General features: G+C 42.7%; 13 protein-coding genes. All 13 read left to right on the top strand.

Going from position 1 to position 24,612, the window contains the following annotated elements; translation table 11 throughout:
• Position 1 precedes the first annotated feature (1 nt).
• Positions 2-1,672 (top strand): RagB/SusD family nutrient uptake outer membrane protein, encoded by a 1,671-nt coding sequence (locus IZT61_RS08870; protein ID WP_196100798.1) that lies wholly within the window; start codon positions 2-4, stop codon positions 1,670-1,672.
• A gap of 454 nt (positions 1,673-2,126) precedes the next feature.
• Positions 2,127-3,131, top strand: a complete 1,005-nt coding sequence (locus IZT61_RS08865) for a LacI family DNA-binding transcriptional regulator (protein ID WP_196100797.1) — start codon at positions 2,127-2,129, stop codon at positions 3,129-3,131.
• Positions 3,132-4,109: 978 nt separating this feature from the next.
• Positions 4,110-6,554 (top strand): glutaminase family protein, encoded by a 2,445-nt coding sequence (locus IZT61_RS08860; protein WP_196100796.1) that lies wholly within the window; start codon positions 4,110-4,112, stop codon positions 6,552-6,554.
• Positions 6,555-6,640: 86 nt separating this feature from the next.
• On the top strand, positions 6,641-8,818 hold the full coding sequence (locus tag IZT61_RS08855; protein ID WP_230383912.1) for a hypothetical protein: 2,178 nt from the start codon (positions 6,641-6,643) through the stop codon (positions 8,816-8,818).
• 17 nt (positions 8,819-8,835) lie between these two features.
• The gene (locus IZT61_RS08850) at positions 8,836-11,130 is read left to right on the top strand and encodes a GH92 family glycosyl hydrolase (protein WP_196100795.1); all 2,295 of its coding nucleotides are present in this window, start codon (positions 8,836-8,838) and stop codon (positions 11,128-11,130) included.
• A gap of 40 nt (positions 11,131-11,170) precedes the next feature.
• The gene (locus tag IZT61_RS08845) at positions 11,171-12,043 is read left to right on the top strand and encodes an ROK family protein (protein WP_196100794.1); all 873 of its coding nucleotides are present in this window, start codon (positions 11,171-11,173) and stop codon (positions 12,041-12,043) included.
• A 100-nt stretch (positions 12,044-12,143) separates the two neighbouring features.
• A complete protein-coding gene (locus IZT61_RS08840; RefSeq protein WP_196100793.1) occupies positions 12,144-13,118 on the top strand; it encodes a basic secretory protein-like protein in 975 nt (324 codons plus the stop codon).
• Between the two features lies 1 nt (position 13,119).
• Positions 13,120-13,785, top strand: a complete 666-nt coding sequence (locus tag IZT61_RS08835; protein ID WP_196100792.1) for a basic secretory protein-like protein — start codon at positions 13,120-13,122, stop codon at positions 13,783-13,785.
• Between the two features lie 6 nt (positions 13,786-13,791).
• Positions 13,792-15,198, top strand: coding sequence for an alpha-L-fucosidase (locus IZT61_RS08830; RefSeq protein ID WP_196100791.1), 1,407 nt, complete (start codon positions 13,792-13,794; stop codon positions 15,196-15,198).
• A 34-nt stretch (positions 15,199-15,232) separates the two neighbouring features.
• On the top strand, positions 15,233-17,521 hold the full coding sequence (locus IZT61_RS08825) for a GH92 family glycosyl hydrolase (protein ID WP_196100790.1): 2,289 nt from the start codon (positions 15,233-15,235) through the stop codon (positions 17,519-17,521).
• Between the two features lie 472 nt (positions 17,522-17,993).
• On the top strand, positions 17,994-19,403 hold the full coding sequence (locus IZT61_RS08820; protein ID WP_196100789.1) for a 3-keto-disaccharide hydrolase: 1,410 nt from the start codon (positions 17,994-17,996) through the stop codon (positions 19,401-19,403).
• 10 nt (positions 19,404-19,413) lie between these two features.
• Entirely contained in the window at positions 19,414-21,372 is a 1,959-nt protein-coding gene (locus tag IZT61_RS08815) for a c-type cytochrome (RefSeq protein WP_196100788.1), read from the top strand.
• A gap of 369 nt (positions 21,373-21,741) precedes the next feature.
• On the top strand, positions 21,742-24,090 hold the full coding sequence (locus IZT61_RS22420; RefSeq protein WP_196100787.1) for a TonB-dependent receptor: 2,349 nt from the start codon (positions 21,742-21,744) through the stop codon (positions 24,088-24,090).
• Positions 24,091-24,612 lie beyond the last annotated feature (522 nt).

Here is a 24,612-nt window from a genome sequence, read left to right as displayed (position 1 = left end):
AATGAAAAAAAATATCAAATATATCGCATTATTTCTGCTCGTTGGAATAGGCTTTTCGTGTACCAAGCTTGATGAAAAGGCTTACGATCAAATTCCTGCAGATCAATTTTATTCTAATAAGAACGAGGTAATTTCGGCTGTTTTACGGCCTTATACACACGCCAACGCATGGGCAACCCCATCGGGCCAGGATGGCTGGTGGCGTATGGCCGAGCTTTCGGGCGATCAACTGGCGTGGCCAACAAAAGGACCTCACGGCGAAGATGGAGGTAAATGGAAGCGTTTGCATTACCACACCTGGACGGTAGATGAAGGTGGCTTTAACAATGCGTGGAACCTGATGTATTGGGGAATGGGCTTGTGCAACAGTCCGATACTGAATCTCGAATCCAGAAGCATCGCCGAAATGGGAATTACCCAGGAAGAAAAAGAATCTTACATCGCCGAATTGAAATTGTTAAGGGCTTTTCATTACCTTAAATTGATGGATTTGTGGGGCAATATTCCCATCACAACCGAAATTCCACAAGGAACGGTGTCTCCTGATGACTATCCACCAACCACCCAAAGGGCAGAGGTATTCAATTTTATCGAAAAGGAGATTAAAGAGAATATTGATAAAGCGCCAAAATTATCAAGAGGCATGCTTGGTCGTATGACGCAAGCCGGTGGATATGCCATGTTGGTTGATTTGTACTTGAATGCTGAAGCTTGGACAGGCACCGCACGTTGGGATGATTGTATTGCCGCGGCCGATAAACTGATTACCAATCAGGCAGGCGGGCAAAATGGTGCAATGGCACTTGATCCGAACATTCTCGATCAATTTTCAAATACCAACGATTTATCAAAAGAAGTAATCTTCTCTATTGCTTATAACTACAAAACGGCCAACTTTGAGCCGGGCTTTGCGGCCGATTTTTTCCACTTTTCGCAGCGTGAGATTTACGGCGGCGGTAGAAATGGTAATGATGGGGTTGTAGTTGTGCCAGGCAATTATACCACTTATGATACTGATGATTTAAGGCGAAAAGAATGGTTGCTAATTGGTACGCAATACAAATTTGCAAACCCGAAAGATCCTGTTCAGGGTACTGTCGAATACGCAGGACAGCCTTTGGTTTTTGTTGATAACATTCGCAGGAACAAATCAAACTCTACCGTTTCTAACATGAGCGAGGGCGAGGAAAACAGCGGTGTTAGGTTTAACAAATATCGTTTAGGCAACTCTGTTGCTGGCTTTGTAGTAAATGGTACTGACACTACGGCGGTTGCACCAGATCCAAATTACAACAACACCGACTGGAACATTTACCGTTTAACATGGGTTTATTTTGCTAAGGCAGAAGCTTTAATCCGCAAAAATGGTGGTGTTGCAACAGCCGATGCTGTAGCGCTGATTAATACTTGCAAAAAGCGGGCTTATACCGACGCCACATGGCCAGCTCATGCCTACACAGTGGCCAACTTAACCTTAGATGAACTTTTGGCTGAACGGGGGCGTGAGTTTATTTTTGAGGGTTTCAGACGAGATGACCTGATCCGGTTCGGGAAATTTGCAACTGCAAGCTGGTGGGATCATACACCATCAAGCGCAACTAAAACGCTTTATCCTATACCACAACGACAACGTGATTTAAATGCTAAACTAACCCAAAATCCGGGTTATTAATTCAAACACAAGGGCAGCAAGAAATTGCTGCCCTTCGTTTTTATGGATGTTTTTACAGACTAAGCACAACCAGATGGCCGACGTCATTTAGTTAAGAATAAAGCTAAGAAGATTGTCACCCTGAGCATTTCGACTGGCGTTCATCTTGAGCGAAGCAGAAAGGCTCAATACAGGCTTAGCCGAAGGGCAGATGTTAATAGATTTGTGCTGTAAAAAAGTCTTCGACTGAGTTTATCTTGAGCGAAGTCGAAAGGCTCAGCCTGACACCCGTCGTTCTTAACTAATGACCTTTACCAGATGGTCGCGTAAAATAGCGGTTTAGCGCTTCCCAATAAATTTTACTAAATTGATTAACATAAAAAATGTTAAATTGCAGCTTTTACACCATGTTGGAATATTAAAGCTGCAATTTTTATTTAGCTTTGATACATCAACCAAATAGAACACCAGCCAAATGAAATCGCTTTCTATCAAAGACATTGCTGTTAAAGCCAATGTTTCCATTACCACAGTTTCATTCATCATCAACGGCAAGGCTAAGGAGAAATCAATTAGCGAGGCCGTAATCGAAAAAGTTAAAAAAATTATTGAAGAAAGCGGCTACAAGCCGAACCAGATTGCCAGAAGTTTGAGAACTGGCAACTCTAATATTATCGGTTTAATTATCGAAGATATCTCCAATTCATTTTTCTCCCGCATCGCCAGGCTGATTGAAGATAAGGCCTATAAAAAAGGCTACAAAATCATTTATTCGAGTACAGAAAACAGCGTTGATAAGGCCAAGGAGCTGATTAATATGTTTAAATCGCGAAAGGTCGACGCATATATCATTTCTCCAATTAAAGGCATCGAAGAAGACATTCAAATGCTGATCGATGATGGCAATCCGGTAATTTTATTTGATAGAAACCTTCCCGGAATAGACACAAGCTATGTTGGCGCCGACCATTTCAATGCCTCTTATCAATCGGTAGAAAGTTTTATAAAGCAGGGCAAAAAGAACATCGCATTGGTTACCACCGATATTGATGTGCAGCAAATTACCGAACGTTACGAGGGTTACAAAAAAGCCCTTGAAGATAATGGAATTCCTTATAACGACGATTTGGTAGTTAAGATCCATTTTAACCAGGAGGAGGCGGAAACCATGGATGAGGTTGAAAAACTGTTTAAAACTAAAGACATCGACGCTGTTTTGTTTGCAACCAACTACTTAGCCATTAGCGGACTAAAGGTTCTAAAGCAAATTAATAAAAAAATCAGCGATGAGTTCTCTGTTATTGCATACGATGATCACGAAGCTTTTGAATTGCACACCCCAAGCGTTTCCGTTGTTCAGCAGCCTCTAGAAGAAATTGCAGAAAATGTAATTAAGCTCATTTTGAAACAGCTTTCATCGAAAACCAAGTTAGAAAACCAGAAGATTATCATTCCCGCACGGTTGATTATCAGGGAATAAATTTTGTAAAATAAACATATACAACATATGTTTTTCCGCATTGGCTTTTCAGCGTCTACTGCGTTTTTGTAGCTTAGATTTTACTCGCCAATATTTTGACCATATAGACATATAGGACATATAGTTTTAGTATGACCGCCCAGGTCTCTATGTTCTCTATGCCCATATGTTTCTTACCAGAACTTATATTTTCTTTGACCACATTAGGCACATAGGAAACATAGGTCTGTATGACCGCCTAATCTCTATGCCTATATGGTTTCTTACCAGACCGTTTTGTTTGACCACATTAGACACATAGGAATTATAGGTTTGTATGACCGCCTAATCTCTATGTTCTCTATGCCTATATGGTTTCTTACCAGGCCTAATATTGGCTTTGCCCACATTAGGCACATAGGAATCATAGGTTTGTATGACCGCCTAATCTCTATGATCTCTATACCTATATGGTCGCTTTTGCATATCGCATGCTAACTTTAACCATATAGACACATAGGAATTATAGGTTTGTATGACCGCCTAATCTCTATGTTCTCTATGCCTATATGGTTTCTTGATACACCTAATATTTTCTTTGACCACATTAGGCACATAGGAAACATAGGTTTGTATGACCGCCCAGTCTCCATGTTCTCTATGCCTATATGGTTTCTTAATAGACCTAATATTTGATCAAATAGGAAACATAGTTTGGTTGAGGTCTGAACTCTATGAAGGCCCAACCCTAAAAAACCGAAACTAGCCACCAACACCCCTTTTTAATGTCATGAAAATTTTACCGACCCCATTTTTATTATGGGTTTAATTTCTCTAATATTGAATTGGTAAAACGTTTTATGTTCAGATTAGCCGTAGTGCCCATAATCCATCAAAGCAAACTTATTCCTTGAGCATTTCAAACCTTTCAGAATAAGATATTTGGTTGATTATTGAGTAAATCGATTTATCATAAGCACACAAAAACCAAATATAACTATGAGAAAATTTTCCTTATTTGCACTCTGTCTTTTTGTAATCGCCATTACAAGGGCACAAGACAAAGCGCCCGCTTATCCACTTATTACCCACGATGCCTACTTTAGCGTTTGGTCATTCGGCGATGGGTTGAACGAATCGGTAACCAAGCACTGGACCGGTAAAGAGCAATCATTGTTGGGCGTAATTAGGGTCGACGATAAGTTTTACCGTTTCCTCGGTAATGAAACGAAAAAATACAGACAGTTGCTTCCGGCCACAGATGAATCCGCTTATCAGGCAAGTTATACTTTCGATACGCCCGAAAAAGGATGGGAAGACCTAGATTACAATGATAACAGCTGGAAAAAAGCAAATGCACCTTTTGGCGACGATCAGCGGGCAAAAACCAAATGGAACTCCGACGATCTTTACTACCGCAGAGAATTTACGTTGAGCGATATCTCGGGTGCAAAAAAGGTACTCAAGCTTAATCACGACGACCATGTAATGGTTTACCTGAACGGTAAGCTCATTTACAAAAAAAATAATTACGTTTCAGATTTCATTTACTTGCCCATAGCCGATGGCACCTTAAAAAAAGGCAAAAATGTGTTGTCCATTCATGTTAAAAACACAGCAGGCGGGCGACACCTCGATGCGGGAATTGTAGAAGAAGAAGATACCAAATTTCCAATTCTTAAGGCCAAGCAAACCAACGTAACCGTAAAAGCCACAACAACGGCCTATACTTTCAAGTGCGGCGATGTAGATTTAACAGTCGATTTTACCTCACCACTTTTGGTAAACGATATCAAGTTAACAGCAAGGCCGATTAGCTACATCAGTTATTCGGTAAAGGCGAACGATGCCAAGGCACACAATGTTGATATCTATTTGGGCGCATCATCAAATCTTGCAGTTAACTCGTCAAGTCAACCCGTTTCGGCCTGGGTAAAAAAAGCAGGCAACTTGTCTGTTCTTAAGGTTGGAACCGTAGAACAGCCGATCCTTAAAAAACGAGGCGATGATTTGCGCATCGATTGGGGTTACCTTTATGTTGCCGTGCCTCAAAAATTCGGGGCCAAGCAGTTTCTTGGTCAGCAAAATGCCAACCTTAGCGCATTTGTCAATTCAGTTTATCCCGCCCAAAAAGAAGTATTAGAAACCAGAACAATCGATTTGGGCACCGTGCTTCCTTTCGGTTTGGTTAAAGCAACAGCCGTAGAAAAGTTTATGATGCTGGGTTACGATGATATTAAATCAGTAGAATATTTTAAAACTCAACTATCGCCCGTTTGGAGAAAAACAGGCTCGCAAAAATTCGATGACCAGTTGATCAAGGCATCTTCGGAGTTCGCTGCTTTGAAAGGCAAATGTGCCGATTTCGATGCCAAATTATATGCCGATGCGGTTAAAGCAGGCGGAGAGGAGTACGCCAAGCTATGCGAGTTGGCCTACCGTCAAAGCATTGCTGCCCATAAAATTGTATATGCACCATATGGCGACATTTTATTCCTGTCAAAAGAAAACTTCAGTAACGGCTCTATCAACACCGTCGACGTAACCTACCCATCGGCGCCACAGTACCTGGTTTACAACCCCGAATTGCTAAAAGGGATGTTAAACGGTATTTTCTACTATTCAGAAAGTGGAAAATGGAAGAAACCCTTTGCTGCACACGATTTGGGGACTTATCCACTGGCGAATGGGCAAACCTATGGCGAGGATATGCCAGTTGAAGAAGCGGGGAACATGATAATTTTGACGGCTGCCATCACAAAGGCCGAAGGAAATACAAAATATGCCGCCAAACATTGGGAGGTAATGTCGGTTTGGGCCGATTATCTATTAAAAGAAGGTTTCGATCCTGCAAACCAGTTATGTACCGACGATTTTGCAGGGCATTTGGCCAGAAACGCAAACTTATCCGTTAAGGCAATAGTTGCATTGGGCGGATATGCACAAATGGCCCAAGCCATGGGTAAAACCGAGGTGGCCACGAAATACAGAAATGCAGCCTTAAAAATGGCGCAGGATTGGATGAAAATGGCCGACGATGGCGATCACTATGCCCTGACATTTAACGATAAAAATACCTGGAGCCAAAAATACAACCTTGTTTGGGACAAATTGTTAAAGCTGAATCTTTTCCCGGCAGAGGTATATAAAAAGGAAATCGATTTCTATTTAACCAAACAAAAAGACTTTGGGCTGCCGTTAGATAGCCGCAAAACCTACACCAAATCAGATTGGATTATGTGGACAGCAACCCTGGCCGATAATCAGGCCGATTTTGAAAAGTTCATCCATCCGATTTATCGCTTTGCAACCGAAACCGACAGTAAGGTTCCGTTGAGCGATTGGCACGAAACTACCAATGGTAAAATGGTCGGTTTTCAGGCCAGAAGCGTTGTTGGCGGTTATTTTATTAAAATGCTTGCTGATAAATGGGGAATTAAATAAAGGCATTTCAGGGGGCGCTTTTCTACATCTACCTAGGTTAAGCGCCCTACCTGAAATTTTAAGGTAAGAAATACAAGCAAACTGAAATGAAACCCCTAACACAACGTGCTGTTTTAACCACCGTAATTGCATTAATGATGCATTACAATAGCACTGCGCAGGTCAAATCAAAAGAAAAAACCTCTTTTCAGGTATCGGCCCCTTGGAGCGCCGATTACGATGTCAGATCGGATATTGCCATGGTTTACGGCATAAACGATGCCAATGGCAATTTTGAGGAACGCGTAAAAGGCTACCGCGATAAAGGTTACGAAGTGCAATTTATGACCGGAATTGCCTGGGGCGAGTATAAAGACTATTTTTTGGGCGAATGGGATGGTAAAAATCATTTAGATGAAGGGCAGGTAATGCAAAACGGCGAAACCATTTGGCACGGCAAAAACGTTCCATATACCGTTCCGTCGGCAAGTTATTTGGCCTACATGAAAACCCATGTAAAAAGAGCAATTGATGCCGGCGTTTCCGCAATTTACCTCGAAGAGCCAGAGTTTTGGGCAAGGGCAGGTTACAGCGAAGCCTTTAAAAAAGAATGGCAAAACTATTATGGTTTCCCCTGGATGGCTCAGCACGAATCTCCCGAAGCCACCTATTTATCATCGAAACTTAAATACCAGCTTTATTTTAATGCCTTAAAAGAAGTATTCAGCTATGTAAAATCGTATAGCTTAAGCAAGGGCAAAAGAGTAAAATGTTATGTGCCTACACACTCCCTGCTAAATTATTCATCTTGGCATATTGTAAGTCCCGAGGCCAGTTTGGCCAACCTCGATGGTATGGACGGTTACATTGCACAAGTTTGGACTGGAACTTCTCGCGAACCAGTTTTTTATAATGGAAAAAGCAAGGAACGCGTATTCGAAAATGCGTTTTTAGAGTACGGATCAATGGTTTCGATGACTGCACCAACCGGGCGAAAAATTTTCTTTTTAACCGATCCGATTGAAGACAGAGCCAGATCGTGGGACGATTACAAAATAAATTATCAGGCCACTTTTACCGCCGAATTATTGTACCCAATGGTTGATAATTACGAGGTAATGCCCTGGCCAAATCGCATATACAAGGGCAAATTTGCGGTTGAGGGAATGAAAGAGCGCCAACCCATTTCGCCCGCTTACGCCACACAAATGCAGGTAATGGTAAACTCGTTAAATCAGATGCCATTATCAAAAAACAAACTGAATGGCAGTCACGGCATTGGCGTGTTACTATCCAATTCATTAATGTTTCAAAACTTCCCCAGCCATCAGGGTTACAGCGATCCATATCTTTCCAACACATACGGCCTCGCCGTTCCGTTGTTAAAGCATGGCATCCCCGTAGAAACTGTTCATATCGAAAACCTCGCCAATAAAAATACCCTTAAAGATATTAAGGTGCTTGTGATGAGTTATTCGAACATGAAGCCCCTTTCTGCCGAATATCACGAGCTGTTATCCAAATGGATCAAAGCCGGGGGCGTGCTGCTTTACTTCGGAAGAGACGACGATCCATTTCAAAACGTAAAAGAATGGTGGAATACGGGCCAAAATAGTTTCAAAGCTCCGTCAGAACACTTGTTTCAACTTCTTGGCATTAATCCGGGCGCTGCCGATGCCAGCTACAAAATAGGCAAAGGAAAGGTATATGTGGTTAGGAAAGACCCAAAAGAACTGATTATGAAAGCAGGCGGCGATGCCGATTACCTTGCTGCAATTAAAAGCGCCTACGAAACAGATGCAAAGGCCGGCGATTTAATCATCAAGAACAATTTCCTGCTAAACCGGGGCCCGTTTGTAATTGCTGCCGTGGTTGATGAAAGTCCATCAAGCGAGCCGCTCACCCTATCTGGAAATTACATCGATTTGTTCGATCCCGAATTACCCATTTTAACACAAAAAGTAATTGCGCCTAAAACGCAGGCTTATTTGTTCGATCTTGATAAAATTGAACATAAAAACAAACCACAAGTTTTGGCGGCGGCGGCAAGAGTAACCAACGAAGTAGTTAATAAACAGCAATATAGTTTTATTGCTAAAAGCCCATCGAACACAAACAACATTATGCGCATTTTATTGCCCAACAAAGCAGGAAGCATCAGCGCGAAATTGAACGGTAAAGATTTGATCATCAACAAAAATGAATGGGACGAAAAATCGCAAACACTACTTTTAGGATTTCAAAATTATAGCGAAGGTGTAGAGGTTAACATCAAGCTGAAATAACAAACAAACACACACAAATGAAAATCAAACTAATTGCATCCCTTTTATTTTGCGTATCGGCCAACGGGTTAATGGCGCAGCAAAAAGATTGGGTAAACTATGTAAACACCCTGCAGGGAACCAATTCAAAGCACGAGTTAACACGAGGTAACACCTACCCAACTACCGCATTGCCTTTTGGTATGCACACCTGGACACCACAAACGGGCAGAAATGGCGACGGATGGAAGTATCAGTATTTTAAAGATAAAATCAGAGGCTTTCAACAAGCGCACCAATGTAGCTCGTGGACGCGTGATTATGCCGTTTTCTCGTTAATGCCGATGGTAGATGAACTGGTGGTCGACGAAAATAAACGCGAAACCAAATTCAGCCACAACGACGAAATTGCCAAACCCAATTACTATAGGGTAAAGTTCGAGAACAACATCACAACAGAAATTTCGCCGTCAGAACGCGGCGCACATCTGCGCTTCTCCTATCCAAAAGGTAAAAAGAGTTTCCTGGTGCTTGATGGATATACCCGATTAAGTGGTGTACAGATCCATCCCAAAGAAAACAAAATTACAGGCTGGGTAAATAACGGCGAGGGATTTAGACGGGGATGGAAAAGTTATTTTGTTGTGCAGTTCGATCAGCCTATCAAGTCATTTGGTACCTGGGAAAATAAAAAGAATACCGTTAACGCCGATTCTACAACAGCCGAAGGCTTAGGCAAAGGCGCATACATCCAATTTGCCGATGGCGCAAAAGTGCAGGCCAAAACAGCCTCCTCATACATCAGCGCACCCCAGGCAGAACTGAACCTTAAAAGAGAGCTAGGCGCCGATAAAACATTGGAGCAAACAAAAGCCAATGCCGCCGCCGTTTGGAATAAATCATTAGGCAAAGTAGAAGTAGAAGGCGGTTCCAAAGCCGATACCGAAACCTTTTACTCTTGCTTTTTCCGTGCAAGCCTGTTCTCACGTAAATTTTATGAGCTAAACGAAGCTGGTAAACCGTATTATTTCAGCCCTTACGATGGTAAAGTGCACGATGGCTACATGTTTACCGATACCGGTTTTTGGGATACCTTTCGTGCTCAGTTTCCACTGAATACGTTGGTACAGCCCGAAATGCATGGTCGGTACATGCAAGCCATGTTGGCCGCTTACGAGCAATGTGGCTGGTTGCCATCGTGGTCGTTCCCCAGCGAAGCCGGAAGCATGATCGGCAACCATGCCATCTCATTATTTGCCGATGCCTGGGCCAAGGGAATCAGAACTTTCGATCCGCAGAAAGCCTTAGATGCTTATTACCACGAAGCCATGAACAAAGGACCATGGGGACCTGCAAACGGAAGAGACGGCGTAAAAGAATATAACGAAATGGGTTATGTGCCTTACCCAAAGTATCGTGAAGCGACCGCTAAAACGCTCGAATACGCTTACGATGATTACTGCGCTTATCAACTTGCAAAAATGGTCGGCAACAAACACTATATGCAGGTGTTTGAAAAGCCGATGTACAATTATAAGCATGTTTACGATGCAGGTACCCGGTTTATGCGTGGTAAAGATGCAAAAGGAAACTGGTCGCCAAATTTCGACCCGACAGAATGGGGCGGGCCTTTTACCGAAGGGAATGCATGGCATTGGCAATGGTCGGTTTTTCAAGATACCGAGGGCCTTATTAATTTAATGGGTGGCGACAAAAATTTCACAGCCAAGTTAGATTCCGTTTTTAGCGAACCTAACAAAGTTAATGTGGGTACTTACGGCGGGATGATCCACGAAATGACCGAAATGGTAATGGCCAACATGGGGCAGTACGCCCACGGTAACCAGCCCATTCAGCACATGGTATACTTATACAATTATGCAAACCAGCCCTGGAAATCGCAGTTTCATGCCCGTCAGGTAATGAAAAAATTGTACGATGCTACCGAAAACGGATATCCGGGCGATGAAGATCAGGGGCAAACCTCTTCGTGGTATGTATTAAGTGCTTTGGGCTTTTACAGTGTAACCCCGGGTACCGGCGAATATGTGCTGGGCAGTCCGGCGTTTAAGAAAATCACCATCAACCTCGAAAATGGCAAAAAATTCATTATCGATGCACCCGCTAACGATGACGGCCATGTGTACATTAAATCGGCTACATTAAACGGCAAACCATACACAAAGAACTTTATAAACCATGCCGATTTACTAAAAGGAGGTATATTAAAACTACAAATGGATGCCCAACCAGAACTAAAAAGGGGCTTACAAGAAGGAGAGAAGCCATTTTCGTTAAGTAACGGGAATTTTACTACTTTTGAAAAAAATTAAAAAGTAATTACAAAGTAACAAATAGAAATATAATTAAACAATGGAAAAACCTGTTGCACTGGGTGTAGATATTGGCGGATCGCATATTACAGCCGCATTGGTAGATTTAGAAACAAGAGCTTTGGTTAGCGATTCCATTAAGCGTAGCCCTGTAAATTCGCAGGAGAACAAGGAAGTAATTTTATCAGCATGGTGCGATATTATCGATAAGGCGTTTAGGAACATCAAAAACGGCGCTCGCAACGTAGGCATCGCGATGCCGGGACCCTTTAATTACGAAGAAGGGATTTCTTTGATCAAGGATCAGGATAAATTCAAGTCACTTTACCAGGTAAATGTAAAACAAGAACTGGCCAAAAGATTGGATATTCCTGCAGATCATATTTATTTTATTAACGATGCTGCCGGTTTTTTACAAGGCGAAGTATTTGCAGGCGCAGCCAAGGGCAACGCCAACGTACTTGGCTTAACATTGGGTACCGGCCTCGGCTCATCAATTTGCATCAATTACAAGGCCAGCGATGCAGACCTTTGGAATTCGCCGTTTTTGGATGGCATTGCCGAAGATTATCTTTCTACCCGCTGGTTTGTAAAACGCTACAAACAGCTCACAGAAAAAGAGGTTGAGGGCGTAAAAGAGCTGGTAGAAATCGTTGACACCGACCACTCTGCCACCCGCGTTTTTATGGAGTTTGGTTACAATTTGGCTCAGTTCCTGATTCCCATCATCAGAAAAAACAAAATAGACACCGTAATTATCGGCGGAAATATTGCGCAATCCTTTCATGCCTTTGCTCCCGAGCTAAAAGCTACCCTAAAAGGAAACGATATTAACACCGATATAAAAATCTCGGAACTTAAAGAACATGCCGCATTAATTGGTGCAGCGAGCTGCTGCGATGTAGGTGATTAAGGAACGGAAATGATTAAGACAAAATTGTTATAAAACTTTATTGCGTTTAACTAAATCGTTTTATTTAAAATAATTATTTTGCACTCCTAAAAATATATCAATGCTTAATAAAATTTTCAGTACCGTTTTAATCATTGCCATTTCATCGGCTGGTTATGCGCAAAAGAAACGCGATCGCGATTTTGAACTTACTATTTCAGGCGATAACGACTTAAGCGGCAAAACAGCAGCCAAACTGAACGAAGCGTTTAGAAACACCTATCCATTTTTTGCGATGGCCGATGGTTACAGAACTAAAAGAAAGGTGAGTTTAACCTTTACCACCAGCGCAACGACAACCATTAACGCAAAAGAAGGCGAAATTGTGGTCAATCAGGATTGGGTGAAATCAAAGTCTGAAAGTAAGATAGAAAAGGAACTGAAAAACGCCCTTGCAAAAAACTGGTCATCGTACACCGTAGATAAGCGCAAGGGTTATAAGCTGACATTTGTAAGCAAAGATCCGAACCTCGACTCAAAGGTGAGGCAAAACCTGATTGATACTTATTTCGAAGTTTATCCTACACTGGTAAAAACCTTTAACAACCAATCGACCAAAGATGTACTCTTTGTTGTAGATACGGCTTACAAGGCAGTTGCTGAGGCAAGCGGAAACCGAATTTTGTTTAGTGCCGGTTATATGAAGGCGCACCCCACAGATATTGATGTGGTAACACACGAAACGATGCATATTGTTCAGGGATACGGTTACGGCTCGGGCCCCGTTTGGCTAACCGAAGGCATTGCCGATTATGTTCGCTACAAGTACGGCGTTGATAATATCGGTTCTAAATGGAGCTTGCCCGATTATAATCCTAAGCAAAATTACACCAACAGTTATCGCATTACCGCCCGCTTTTTTGCGTGGTTGGAAAAAAATGTTAAACCCGGCCTTATTGCCACATTAGATGGCCAGTTGAGAACCCATACCTATACCGAAAAATCGTGGGCCGACCTCACAGGCAAAAACCTCGATCAGCTTTGGGCAGCTTATACAAAAAATCCACAAATCGAATTAACCTATAGCAGCAAATAACATGAAAAAAATCATCCTGTCAGGCTCCATCATCCTCGGCCTTTTAAGTTTTTCAAAAGCAGATGCGCAAGAGGTAATCAAAAAGAAAGGTTATCAACTTACCTTTCAAAGCAATTTTGCACAGTTAGATCCCAAGCTAAAGAAACGTTTAATAGAAACTTTCTTTATCGTTTACCCAAAACTGGCCAAAGAGTATAATCCGGCAACCGAGAAAAACGTTATTTTTTCTGTAGATACCGCTTACGATGGCGTTGCGGCCACCAGCGATGGCAAGGTAACCTTTAGTTCAAACTGGATGATAAAGCACCCCGAAGACATTGATGTGGTTACCCATGAGGTAATGCACATTGTACAAGATTACGGCCGTAGCGTTGGCCCCGGCTGGTTAACAGAAGGCATTGCCGATTACGCCCGATACAAATTTGGTATCGATAACGCCGGCGCAAAGTGGGCTTTACCCGCACTAAAACCCGAACATTCGTATAAAAACAGCTACCGGATTACCGCCCGGTTTTTTGCATGGATAGAAAAATCGAAACCCGGCACCATTAAAGCCGTAAACGAATCGCTGAGAGACCATACCTATCACAACAACATCTGGGCAAAGCTTACCGGCAAAGATTTAGACGCCCTTTGGTCAGATTATGTTAATCATCCTGAAATATAATTATCGATGAATATTTTTACAAAACGCCTATTTCTCGCTCTTCTCGTGTTACAGTCCGTTTTGCTATGCAGTCAGAAAACCATTGCCCAGCAATCGGCCAATCTACAGAAGCGCCAGCAAGATTTCGTCGATTTGCGATTCGGAATGTTTATTCACTACAATATTCCGACCTATATGAATCAGGACTGGCCTGATCCAGAAGCATCGCCGTCGATTTTTAACCCAAAAAAGCTCAATACAGATCAATGGGCAAAAGCCGCCAAATCGGCCAATATGAGCTACGGTTGCTTAACCACCAAACATCATAGCGGATTTTCTATCTGGGACACCAAAACAACTGATTACAGTGTAATGAGCAGTCCTTATAAAAAGGATATTGTGAAGGCTTACACAGAATCGTTCAGAAAAGCCGGTTTGAAAGTAATGTTGTATTATTCAATTTTAGATACACACCATAAAATCCGCCCCGGGATGATTACTCCTGAGAAGATTGAGTTTATAAAGGCTCAGCTTCGCGAGTTGTTAACCAATTACGGGAAGATCGATGCATTGATTATTGATGGGTGGGATGCCCCATGGTCGCGTATATCTTACGATGATGTACCATTCGAAGAAATGTATCGATTGATAAAATCTATTCAGCCCGAATGTTTGGTAATGGATTTAAATGCTGCAAAATACCCCGCAGAGGCACTTTATTATACCGATATTAAATCGTACGAGCTCGGCGCAGGTCAGCATATTAAAAAAGAGAGCAACAAATTGCCCGCTTTAACCTGCCTGCCCATAAACACGGCCTGGTTCTGGAAAACCGACTTCCCGACAACGCCTGTAAAAACTGCCGATGATATGGTTGAGAAGATGATTAAGCCCTTAAACGATGCATATTGCAACTTTATTTTAAACGTTGCACCAAACCGCGATGGGCTGATTGACGATAATGCCTTGGCAGCCTTGAAAGAAATTGGACAAAAATGGAAAAACAATGGTCCATTACCGGCATTGCCAGCGGCGCAAGCGCCAATTATTTCGCCAAATCTCGCTAAAAAACAGGCAAGCAATTCGAGCTGGAGCTATGACATGGATATTATGGATTTTGGTAACGACGATAATTTCAATTCAACCTGGGTTTCCAATCCAGAAGTTAAAAATCCCTGGTACGAAGTTACCTTCGAACGCGATCAGGCTTTTAACACCATCGTTATTGCAGAGAAAGAGCCTAACATTAAAGCCTATCGCTTAGAGTATAGCGAAAACGGTGTATGGAAGCCCATTGTTTCGGGGAATGATGCCTCGCGGATAAAAATTCACCGTTTTAACAGAGTTTGGGGTAAAAAAGTAAGAATATTGGTTGATGAGGCCGATAAAAACACCGAAATTGCTGAATTTCAAGTTTATAACGAAAGAAGATAACCAAATATAACACACAACAACGAGATCAATAACAATGAAAAAACTTTTTATCGCCCTATTAAGCTTTGCTGCCTCAACCAGCTTTGCACAAAACGTTGGCAAAATTACAGATCCTGTCGACTGGATAAATCCGCTGATGGGAACGCAATCCAAGCCAAGCCTGTCAAATGGTAACACCTACCCGGCAATTGGTTTGCCTTGGGGAATGAATATGTGGACACCGCAAACCGGCAAAAACGGCGACGGATGGGCCTATGTTTACGATGCAGATAAAATTCGTGGCTTTAAACAAACCCATCAGCCATCGCCATGGATGAACGATTACGGTGCATTTTCTATTATGCCGGTTACAGGTAAACTGGCCTTCAATGATGACGACAGAGCAAGCTGGTTTAGCCACAAGGCCGAAATTTCTAAACCTTATTATTACAGCGTTTACCTGGCCGATGCCGATGTAACGACCGAAATAACACCAACAGAAAGAGCTGCCCAGTTTAGGTTTACCTTTCCTAAAACAGATAGCTCGTTTGTGGTAATCGATGCGCAAAACAAAGGATCGTACATCAAAATTATCCCTGCCGAACGAAAAATTATAGGCTACACCTCTAAATATGCCCGTGGCCCGCTTCCCAAAAACTTTAGAAACTACTTTGTAATCTATTTCAACAAGGATTTCAAAATGGCTAAAACCTGGGATGACAAAAAATTAAATGATAAAGACTTAGAATTGACGGTAGATCATGCAGGTGCCGTTATCGGGTTCGCCACACAAAAAGGCGAGCAGGTAATTGCTAAAGTCGCTTCGTCGTTTATCAGTTTCGAGCAAGCCGATTTAAACCTAAAAAGAGAATTGGGCAACGATGGTTTCGATGCTACAAAAGCAAAAGGCCGTGCCATTTGGAATAAAACTTTAAGCAAAATTGAAGTTGAGGGCGGTACCATCGATCAAATGCGCACTTTCTACTCATGCTTATACCGCACCTTGTTTTTCCCTAACAAGTTATACGAATTGGATGCTCAAAATCAAATTGTTCACTACAGTCCTTACAACGGACAGGTTTTGCCGGGTTACATGTTTGCGGGAACAGGTTTTTGGGATACCTTCAGGGCATTGTACCCATTCTTAAACCTCGTTTATCCGTCGATAAACAAAGAAATGCAACAAGGCTTAATCAACGATTACAAAGAAGGCGGTTGGTTGCCAGAGTGGAGCAGCCCGGGTTACGCCAACATTATGGTGGGCAATAACTCGGCATCTGTAGTTTCTGATGCTTATATTAAAGGCATGCGTGGTTACGATATCGAAACTTTATGGCAGGCATTAAAACATGGTGCCAACAACGAAGGCCCAATGGAAGCCGTTGGTCGCGATGGAGTTAAATATTACAATGAGTTGGGTTATGTTCCTTTTGATGTGAAGAAAAACGAGAACGCGGCTAAAACCCTTGAGTACGCTTATGATGATTTTACCATCTATCAATTGGGAAGAGCGTTGGGCAAACCAGCATCAGAAATTGATATTTATAAGAAAAGGGCCATGAACTATAAAAATCTTTTCGATCCAGCATCGGGCTTAATGCGTGGCAAAAATCAAGATGGAACTTTCCAAAGCCCCTTCAGTCCTTTTAAATGGGGCGGTGCCTTTACCGAAGGCAACAGCTGGCATTATACCTGGTCGGTTTTTCAAGATATTGATGGTTTAGCCAGATTGATGGGTGGCCATGAGAAATTTGTAACCAAACTAGATTCAGTGTTTTCTATGCCTCCGGTATTTGATGAAAGTGCTTACGGCGGCGTTATACACGAAATCCGCGAAATGCAAATTGCAAACATGGGGCAATATGCACACGGAAACCAGCCGATTCAACACATGATTTATTTGTACAACTACGGTGGTGCACCATATAAAACGCAATATTGGGTTCGCGAAACCATGAACAGAATGTACAAGGCTACACCAGATGGTTATTGCGGCGACGAAGATAACGGACAAACATCGGCATGGTATGTATTTTCGGCCATGGGCTTTTACCCGGTTACGCCTGCAGTAGATCAGTATGTTTTGGGCGCTCCTTTATTTAAGAAAGTAACCATTACATTAGATAACGGCAAAAAGGTAACCATTAATGCGCCTGCAAATAGCGATAACAATCGTTATGTACAGTCGTTACAAATGAACGGAAAGCCGTATTCTAAAAACTGGATCAGCCACAGCGGTTTGCAAAAAGGTGCAGTGTTGAATTTCAATATGGGCGCTATGCCAAACAAAACCAGAGGCTCAAACCCGGTTGATTTCCCTTATTCATTATCGACAGAGAAATAAGAATAGAGTTGTCATTCTGAACGAAGTGAAGAATCCGCAAGCGATGAAACGCAGTACGTCGAAGCCGCAGTGCCAAAAGAGGGCGAGTGAGTGGGAATAGTAAGAAGTATTTGCAGATTCAAAATCGTCATTTCGAGCGCAGCCGAGAAATCTTTGAACCTAACTTTGCGCAAAGATTTCTCTCCAATGGAGCTCCCATGGAGCACTTCGGTCGAAATGACGACTCCTTTTAGAGAAACTCACGCGATTGATCCTAAAAGAATCGTCAATCATATTGATTTTTTCGCTAGATAATTATTACTCAGGATGACAAACAAAATCCCCAACAGAGAAGTCAAGTTTTAAAAACTTGACTTCTCTAATTGATAACCTCATTTTTCGTGGTCAACTGACTGCACAAACAAACTATTAAACAGATAAGCGGGCTTTAGGCTACAGTTTCCTGATTCCCGGCTATTTTAAAAAACCAAATATGAAAATAAACGTCTTAAGGGCGAGTTGCGCAACCATACTTTGGTTGGGCGCAACCTTACTGGCCCATGGCCAACGCCTTGATCTTAAAGATCTTTCTGCATTTAAAAATCCCGGTAACTCCTGGTCGATAGTTGGAAATGCATTCGCCGATTTAAACGCCGACAATGTGTTAAAAACAAGTAAGGGAGATGGAATCCTCATCAACCAGTCGTCGGGCAAAAAACCCGGTTCAGACCTATACACCACTAACGAATACGGCGATGTTGCCGTAGAGCTGGATTATCTAACCGCCAAAGGCACAAATTCGGGCATTTATCTTCAAGGAAACTACGAAATTCAGATCGACGATGCCTGGGGTTTAAAAAACGCCACCTCATCAAACAATGGCGGTATTTACCAGCGTTGGGATGATTCAAAGCCCGAGGCCGAAAAAGGTTTCGGCGGAATCGCACCTCGCCAAAACGCAAGCAAGGCGCCGGGATTGTGGCAACACATCAAAATTATTTTTCAGGCGCCAAAATTCGACGGTTCAGGCAAAAAAACTGAAAATGCCAAAATTGTAAGTATCGAATTAAACGGTGTAACCATTCACGAAAACGTTGAATTGTTCGGTGCAACCCGCGGTGCTGCCAGCCTCGAGAAAGCAAAAGGCCCTTTGCGTTTGCAAGGCGACCACGGAACTGTAGCTTTCCGGAATATCGAAATAAAAGAACTTTCTGATATGCCCAAAGCCAATCAGAACGGTGGTGCCGATCCCATTTACATCGATGCACCAAGTAATAACATGATCAGAAGCTTTGTAGACGTGGTAAGGGGAGTACGTTCAGTGCATGCCATTTCAGTTGGCGGACCTGAAAAAGTAGCCTATAGTTACGATTTGGATAACGGCACATTGCTGCAAGGCTGGCACGGAAACTTTATCGATGCGACGCCCATGTGGGATGGTCGCGGTAACGGCACCTCTCGTCCTTTGGGCAGTATTACCCGTTTTACCACCAAGCCGGTTTTGGCCATTGCTAAGCTCGCCAACGAAAACGACAAATGGATTGCAGATACAGCCGGAACTGGTTTTAAACCGAAAGGCTATGTTATGGACGACCAGGATCGCCCGGAATTTAAGTATACCATCAACGGAACCCATGTTACAGATGCCGTTAAGGTAATGGCCAACGGACAAGGTTTGAGCAGAGCGGTTTCAGTAGATAAGCCTTCAAAAGACCTTTATTTCTTGCTGGCCTCCGCTTCCAATATCGAAGAAGTATCAAAGGGATTATACCTGATTGATGATAAATCTTATTACATACAATTGGCCGATGGATCTGCAAAGCCCGTAATTAGAGATGTTGATGGCAAAAAAGAAATGATTGTTGCCCTGGGCGATAAGTTAAATTATACCATTTTGTTTTAATTGAGATAACATGAGAAATACATTTAAGAAATTAGCCATACTGGCATTAAGTTTTAGCTTCTCTGCAGTGCTTGCTCAAGAAACACCCAAAGAAGAAGATTTTTTTAAGATAAGCAAGGTATGCGTACCCGAAGGACCGATTTTAGAAGTAGGTGGTTTGGTAACGATGCCAAATGGCGATTTAGCTGTGTCTACCCGCCGTGGAGACGTTTATATTGTAGAAAACCCAACAAGTGTTAAGCCATATTGGCGCAGGTTTGCATACGGTTTACATGAAATTTTGGGCATTGCCTATAAAGATGGTGCACTTTATGTGGCGCAACGCGGTGAACTGACCAAACTGGTAGATAAAGATCAGGATGGAAAGGCCGATGTATATGAAACAGTGTACGCATGGCCATTAAGCGGTCATTACCACGAATATAGCTTTGGGCCAAAGTTGATGCCCGACGGTACTTTCATGGTAACCGGAAACGTAGCCTTTGGCGATGAAGAATGGTGGAGGGCCGAAAGCCGCGTACCTATGCGTGGGTGGGCAATGAACATTACCGAAGACGGAAAAATGACGCCTTATGCTGCTGGTTTCCGTTCGCCGGCGGGCATTGGTACAATTGATGGTAAATTCTATTACACCGAAAACCAGGGCGACTGGGTAGGCTCAGGGGGTTTATGGAAAGTAAATAAAGGTGATTTTATGGGGCATCCGGCAAGTTTAAGGTGGACAACCCTGCCTAACTCTCCCGTAAAGCTACAATCAGACTTTTTCTACTCTCAAATGGATGAGCGAAGAATCAAAAATGAGCAGGGAAGATACATTAAGCCTGAAAACCGGGTGAATGAGAACTTCAAAACTTTGTTCGATATGAAGAAGACTTTCCCCGAACTGCGTTTGCCATCTGTTTGGTTGCCTTACGGAATTTTGGGCATCTCATCTGCTGAGCCTGTAAAGATTCCGGAAAATACCTTTGGGCCATTTGCTGGCCAAATTTTAGTAGGCGATCAGGGAATGAGTATCATTTCGAGGATTTTCTTGGAAACCGTAAAAGGCGAAGAACAAGGTGCCGCTTTCTTGTTCCGTAAAGGCTTCCGTTCGGGCGTTTTGCGTTTAGAATGGGGAACCGACGGTTCTTTATTTGTTGGCGAAACCAACCGCGGATGGGGCTCGGCAGGCGACGCGAACGAAGGATTAGAAAAATTAGTTTACAACAATAAAATGCCTTTCGAAATGAAAGCCGTAAGGGCAATGCCCGATGGTTTTGAAGTTGATTTTACCATGCGTGTCGACCGTAAATCGGCAGAGGATTTGGCTTCATACAATGCCGAAAGTTTCATTTACAAATATCATCCGGTGTATGGTTCACCTCCGGTAAATACGGAGAAGTTAAAAATTTCTGGTGTAAAAGTATCGGCAGATGGATTACGGGCTCGAATTATCATTCCCAACCTCCGCCAGTATTACATTCACACGCTAACGTTGGATGGAGTAAGATCTCAAGACGGTTTTTATTCGCTTATTCATCCCGTGGCCTATTACACCTTAAATCAAATTCCAGACGGAGCTAAGCTTTCAATGAACGAGGTAAGCACAAAAAACTCTGCTGCAGCACCAACTCCAAAAAAGACTGCAATTCCGAAAGTTGCCGCAGGGAGAATGCCCGAAGCAAAGAAGCCAACTGCTGCCAAAACGGCGACAACAACTTCCGCCAAAGCGCCAACCTTTAAAGAAGTAGAGGGTTTGCTAACCAAAAATACCTGTTTAGCCTGCCATAATCAAACTAAAAGACAAATCGGCCCACCGTTCGTTGATATTGCAAAACGCAAGTACTCGGCAGAAAAGATTTTCCAGTTGATTCACAATCCGCAGCCGCAAAACTGGCCGGGTTATTCAACAGAAATGCCGCCAATGCCGCAGGTAACCAAGGCCGAAGCTTTAAAAATCGCCGCCTGGATTAACTCGTTAGATAAATAAAGTTCGATTTGTTGTTAAAACGGTGGTGGAAACGAATTTAAATTAGCCATTCGTCATTGCGAGGCACGAAGCAATCTCACAACTGGCATTTCAAGGAGATTGCTTCGTGCCTCGCAATGACGACCGTTCATGTTTTGCTGTCATTCTGAACGCAGTGAAGAATCCCCAGGCGAAGAAATGCAAAACGCCAACAACCCACTGCCCAAGGAAAGTGAGTTAACGAAGGGCAGTGCAAAATAGGGAACAGATTTACTTCGTAGCTGCTTTGCGGTCTTCGCTGCGCTCAGATCCGATAGCTATCGGATGACAACAACGGTAGTATTGGAATAAACACCAGCCTTTCGCTTTAAAAATCAATAAAAATTAAAAATGAAGAGAACCCTTTTGTTAGTAAGCCTATTCTTATTAACCTGCTTTGCAGCGGATGCACAGCGAAACAAACTATCGGGCACCGTAAAAGACGCCGATAACAGCGGCATTGCCCGCGTAACCGTTCAGGTATTAAACACCAACCTCAGTACCAGTACCGACGCCCAGGGCCGTTTTGAATTAAATGATGTTCCATCTGGAAAGCTGAGTCTGAAATTTAGTGCCATTGGCTATGCAAGTGTGGTAAAAACCATTCTCAACGAGCAAACGGTAGCTGTAGTGTTAACCGAAAGCAATTCGAAATTAGATGAAGTAACGGTTACCGCACAAAAAACGGAAGAAGATTTGAAGAATATCCCAGCAAGCGTAACCGCTTTTTCTGCATCCGACGTTAGCGATTTCCGAATTTTGAATACAAAGGATTTAACCACGATAGTTCCTAACCTTTATAGCAGTAATCCGGGCGACGGAAGAAACGTCACTTCCATTCGTGGTATTGGAACCACATCTTACGATCCTGCTGTTGCCACCTATATAGATGGCGTAAATCAATTCGGCTTAGATACTTATATCGCCAGTTTGTTTGACGTAGAACGGATAGAGGTTTTACGCGGCCCACAGGGAACGTTGTACGGTCGCAACGCCATGGGAGGCGTAATTAATATCATCACCAAAAAACCGACTAATTATACAACAGGTTTTGCAGGCATCGATATTGCCGATTATGGTCAGCAACGCTACAGTTTGGGCATCCGCACGCCGCTGGTTAAAGATAAATTGTTCTTTGGTGCGGCAGGTTTGCTGAACAGGCAAGATGGTTTTTATACCAATACGTTCAACAATACCAAATTCGATAAGCTACACGGGTTTTTAGGTAATTATTACCTGAAATTCCTGGCGTCATCCAAATTCGATTTAACGCTGAATGTGAAGCATAACGAGAACAGAAATAATGGTACATTCCCTTTAGCGGGTTCGGTTGAGGAAGCATTGAACAATCCGTTTCAGTTAAACCAGAATTCTACAACAGAAATGGTCGATAATTTATTTAATGCATCGCTATCCGCCAACTATGCGGGCGACCATTTTAACTTTAGTTCTCAAACCGCTTATCAATCAAATTACAGGTATTACCGACAACCAATTGACGGCGATTTTTCTCCGGCTGATATTGTTTCAATTGTAAATAATTATGGTAAGGATTGGAATAAGGTTCAGGTTTACACGCAGGAGTTTAAATTTAGCTCGCCTGCAAACAATCAATCGAGATTTAATTGGGTAGCTGGTCTGTACGGTTTCTATCAAAACAATCCGGTAAAGCAAGGATCGTTTTTTGGTGCCGACGGTGCGTTTTACGGCGCAGAACCGAACACTACGGCGGTAACTATCAACTCGGGCAAGGGTTTGGGCGTGGCCGCTTTCGGGCAGGTTTCTTATCATATTACGGATAAATTAACTGCTAATGCAGGGCTGCGATACGATTATGAACGTAAGAAATTGTTATCATCGGGACAGTATTTGATTGAAGGTATAGATCCGATAGTTACGCAGAGCGATACTTCGGCAAAAGCGAATTTCAACGCCGTTTCGCCAAAGGCAAGCCTGGCCTATGCATTTACTGCTAACAACAATGTTTATGCAAGCTATTCAAAAGGGTTTAGAGCAGGTGGAATTACCCAACTGGCTTCCGACCCGACGGCTAAACCACTCGATGCCTACAAGCCCGAATATAGCAACAACATCGAAATTGGTTTCAAGAACACATTCTTCGATCAGCATTTGAGTTTAAATGTTGCTGCTTTTTATATTTCGGTTAACGATGCTCAAATTCCGGTGTTAATTTTGCCCGATGCTTTAACCACTACACGTAACGCAGGTAAATTGACTAGCAAAGGAGTAGATGTGGAGCTTTCGGCCAAGCCGTTTAAGGGTTTGAGTATCGATTATAACTTCGGATATACCGATGCAGAATATAAATCGCTAACCTTGTTTAAAGACGGAGAAATGGTTGATCTGGCAGGTAATAAACAAATTTATACGCCAGAAATGACTTCAATGCTCGCCTTGCAGTATGCTTACCAAATAGATAAGCCAGCGCAGCTAAGCGTTATTGCTCGTGGCGAATGGCTTTTTACCGGCGACCAGTTCTATGATCTGGCAAATCAAATTCAACAAAAGGGCTATCACATTTACAATGCGAAGATTGGCTTTTCGGCAAGAAAATTCGATCTGTTTTTCTGGGGACGAAACCTAGCGAACAAAACGTATATAGATTATGCGTATGATTTTGGCGCAGCACATTTAGGCAACCCGAAAATGTACGGAATTAGCCTTGTTGGCCGGTTTTAGCTACTTGCAGTTTTTTTATGCGTCGTCTTTCCCGCGCAGGCGGGAATCTGTTGAAAAAGGAATGAAAGGCGCTTTATGATCCCCGCATACGCGAGGATGACGTGTTGAAGGTTAGGTTAGTCATCCAATGAATAAGCATTTTGCTAATTCGTCGGATGACTTTTTTTTGCTCAAAAAAAGAAACGGGGATTCCGCCATTATAGGCAGTATCCCCGTCATCTAAATTAACGCTCTCACATACATAAACGCTATAAAATGAAATTATTGCATGGGTAGTGAATTTTTTTTTCGGTGCACTGCATCTTTTTAGCGCAGGCCAATTTGTGCATTCGGTCCCATTACACATAGCGCTCGGTACAAGCTACAATGACAGCACCGATTTTGTCATACTAATTTTTAATTCTAGCAAAAAGTCAATAAGGCGTTACGACGCTTTTATGATTACTCGCCTAGATTTCTCTAGAAGAGACCGTCATTTCGACCGCAGTGCTCCATGGGAGCTCCTTTGGAGGAGAAATCTGT

The sequence above is a fragment of the Pedobacter endophyticus genome (genome assembly GCF_015679185.1).
In the GTDB taxonomy this organism is placed as follows: domain Bacteria; phylum Bacteroidota; class Bacteroidia; order Sphingobacteriales; family Sphingobacteriaceae; genus Pedobacter; species Pedobacter endophyticus.
This window is presented reverse-complemented; position numbering and strand designations above follow the sequence as displayed.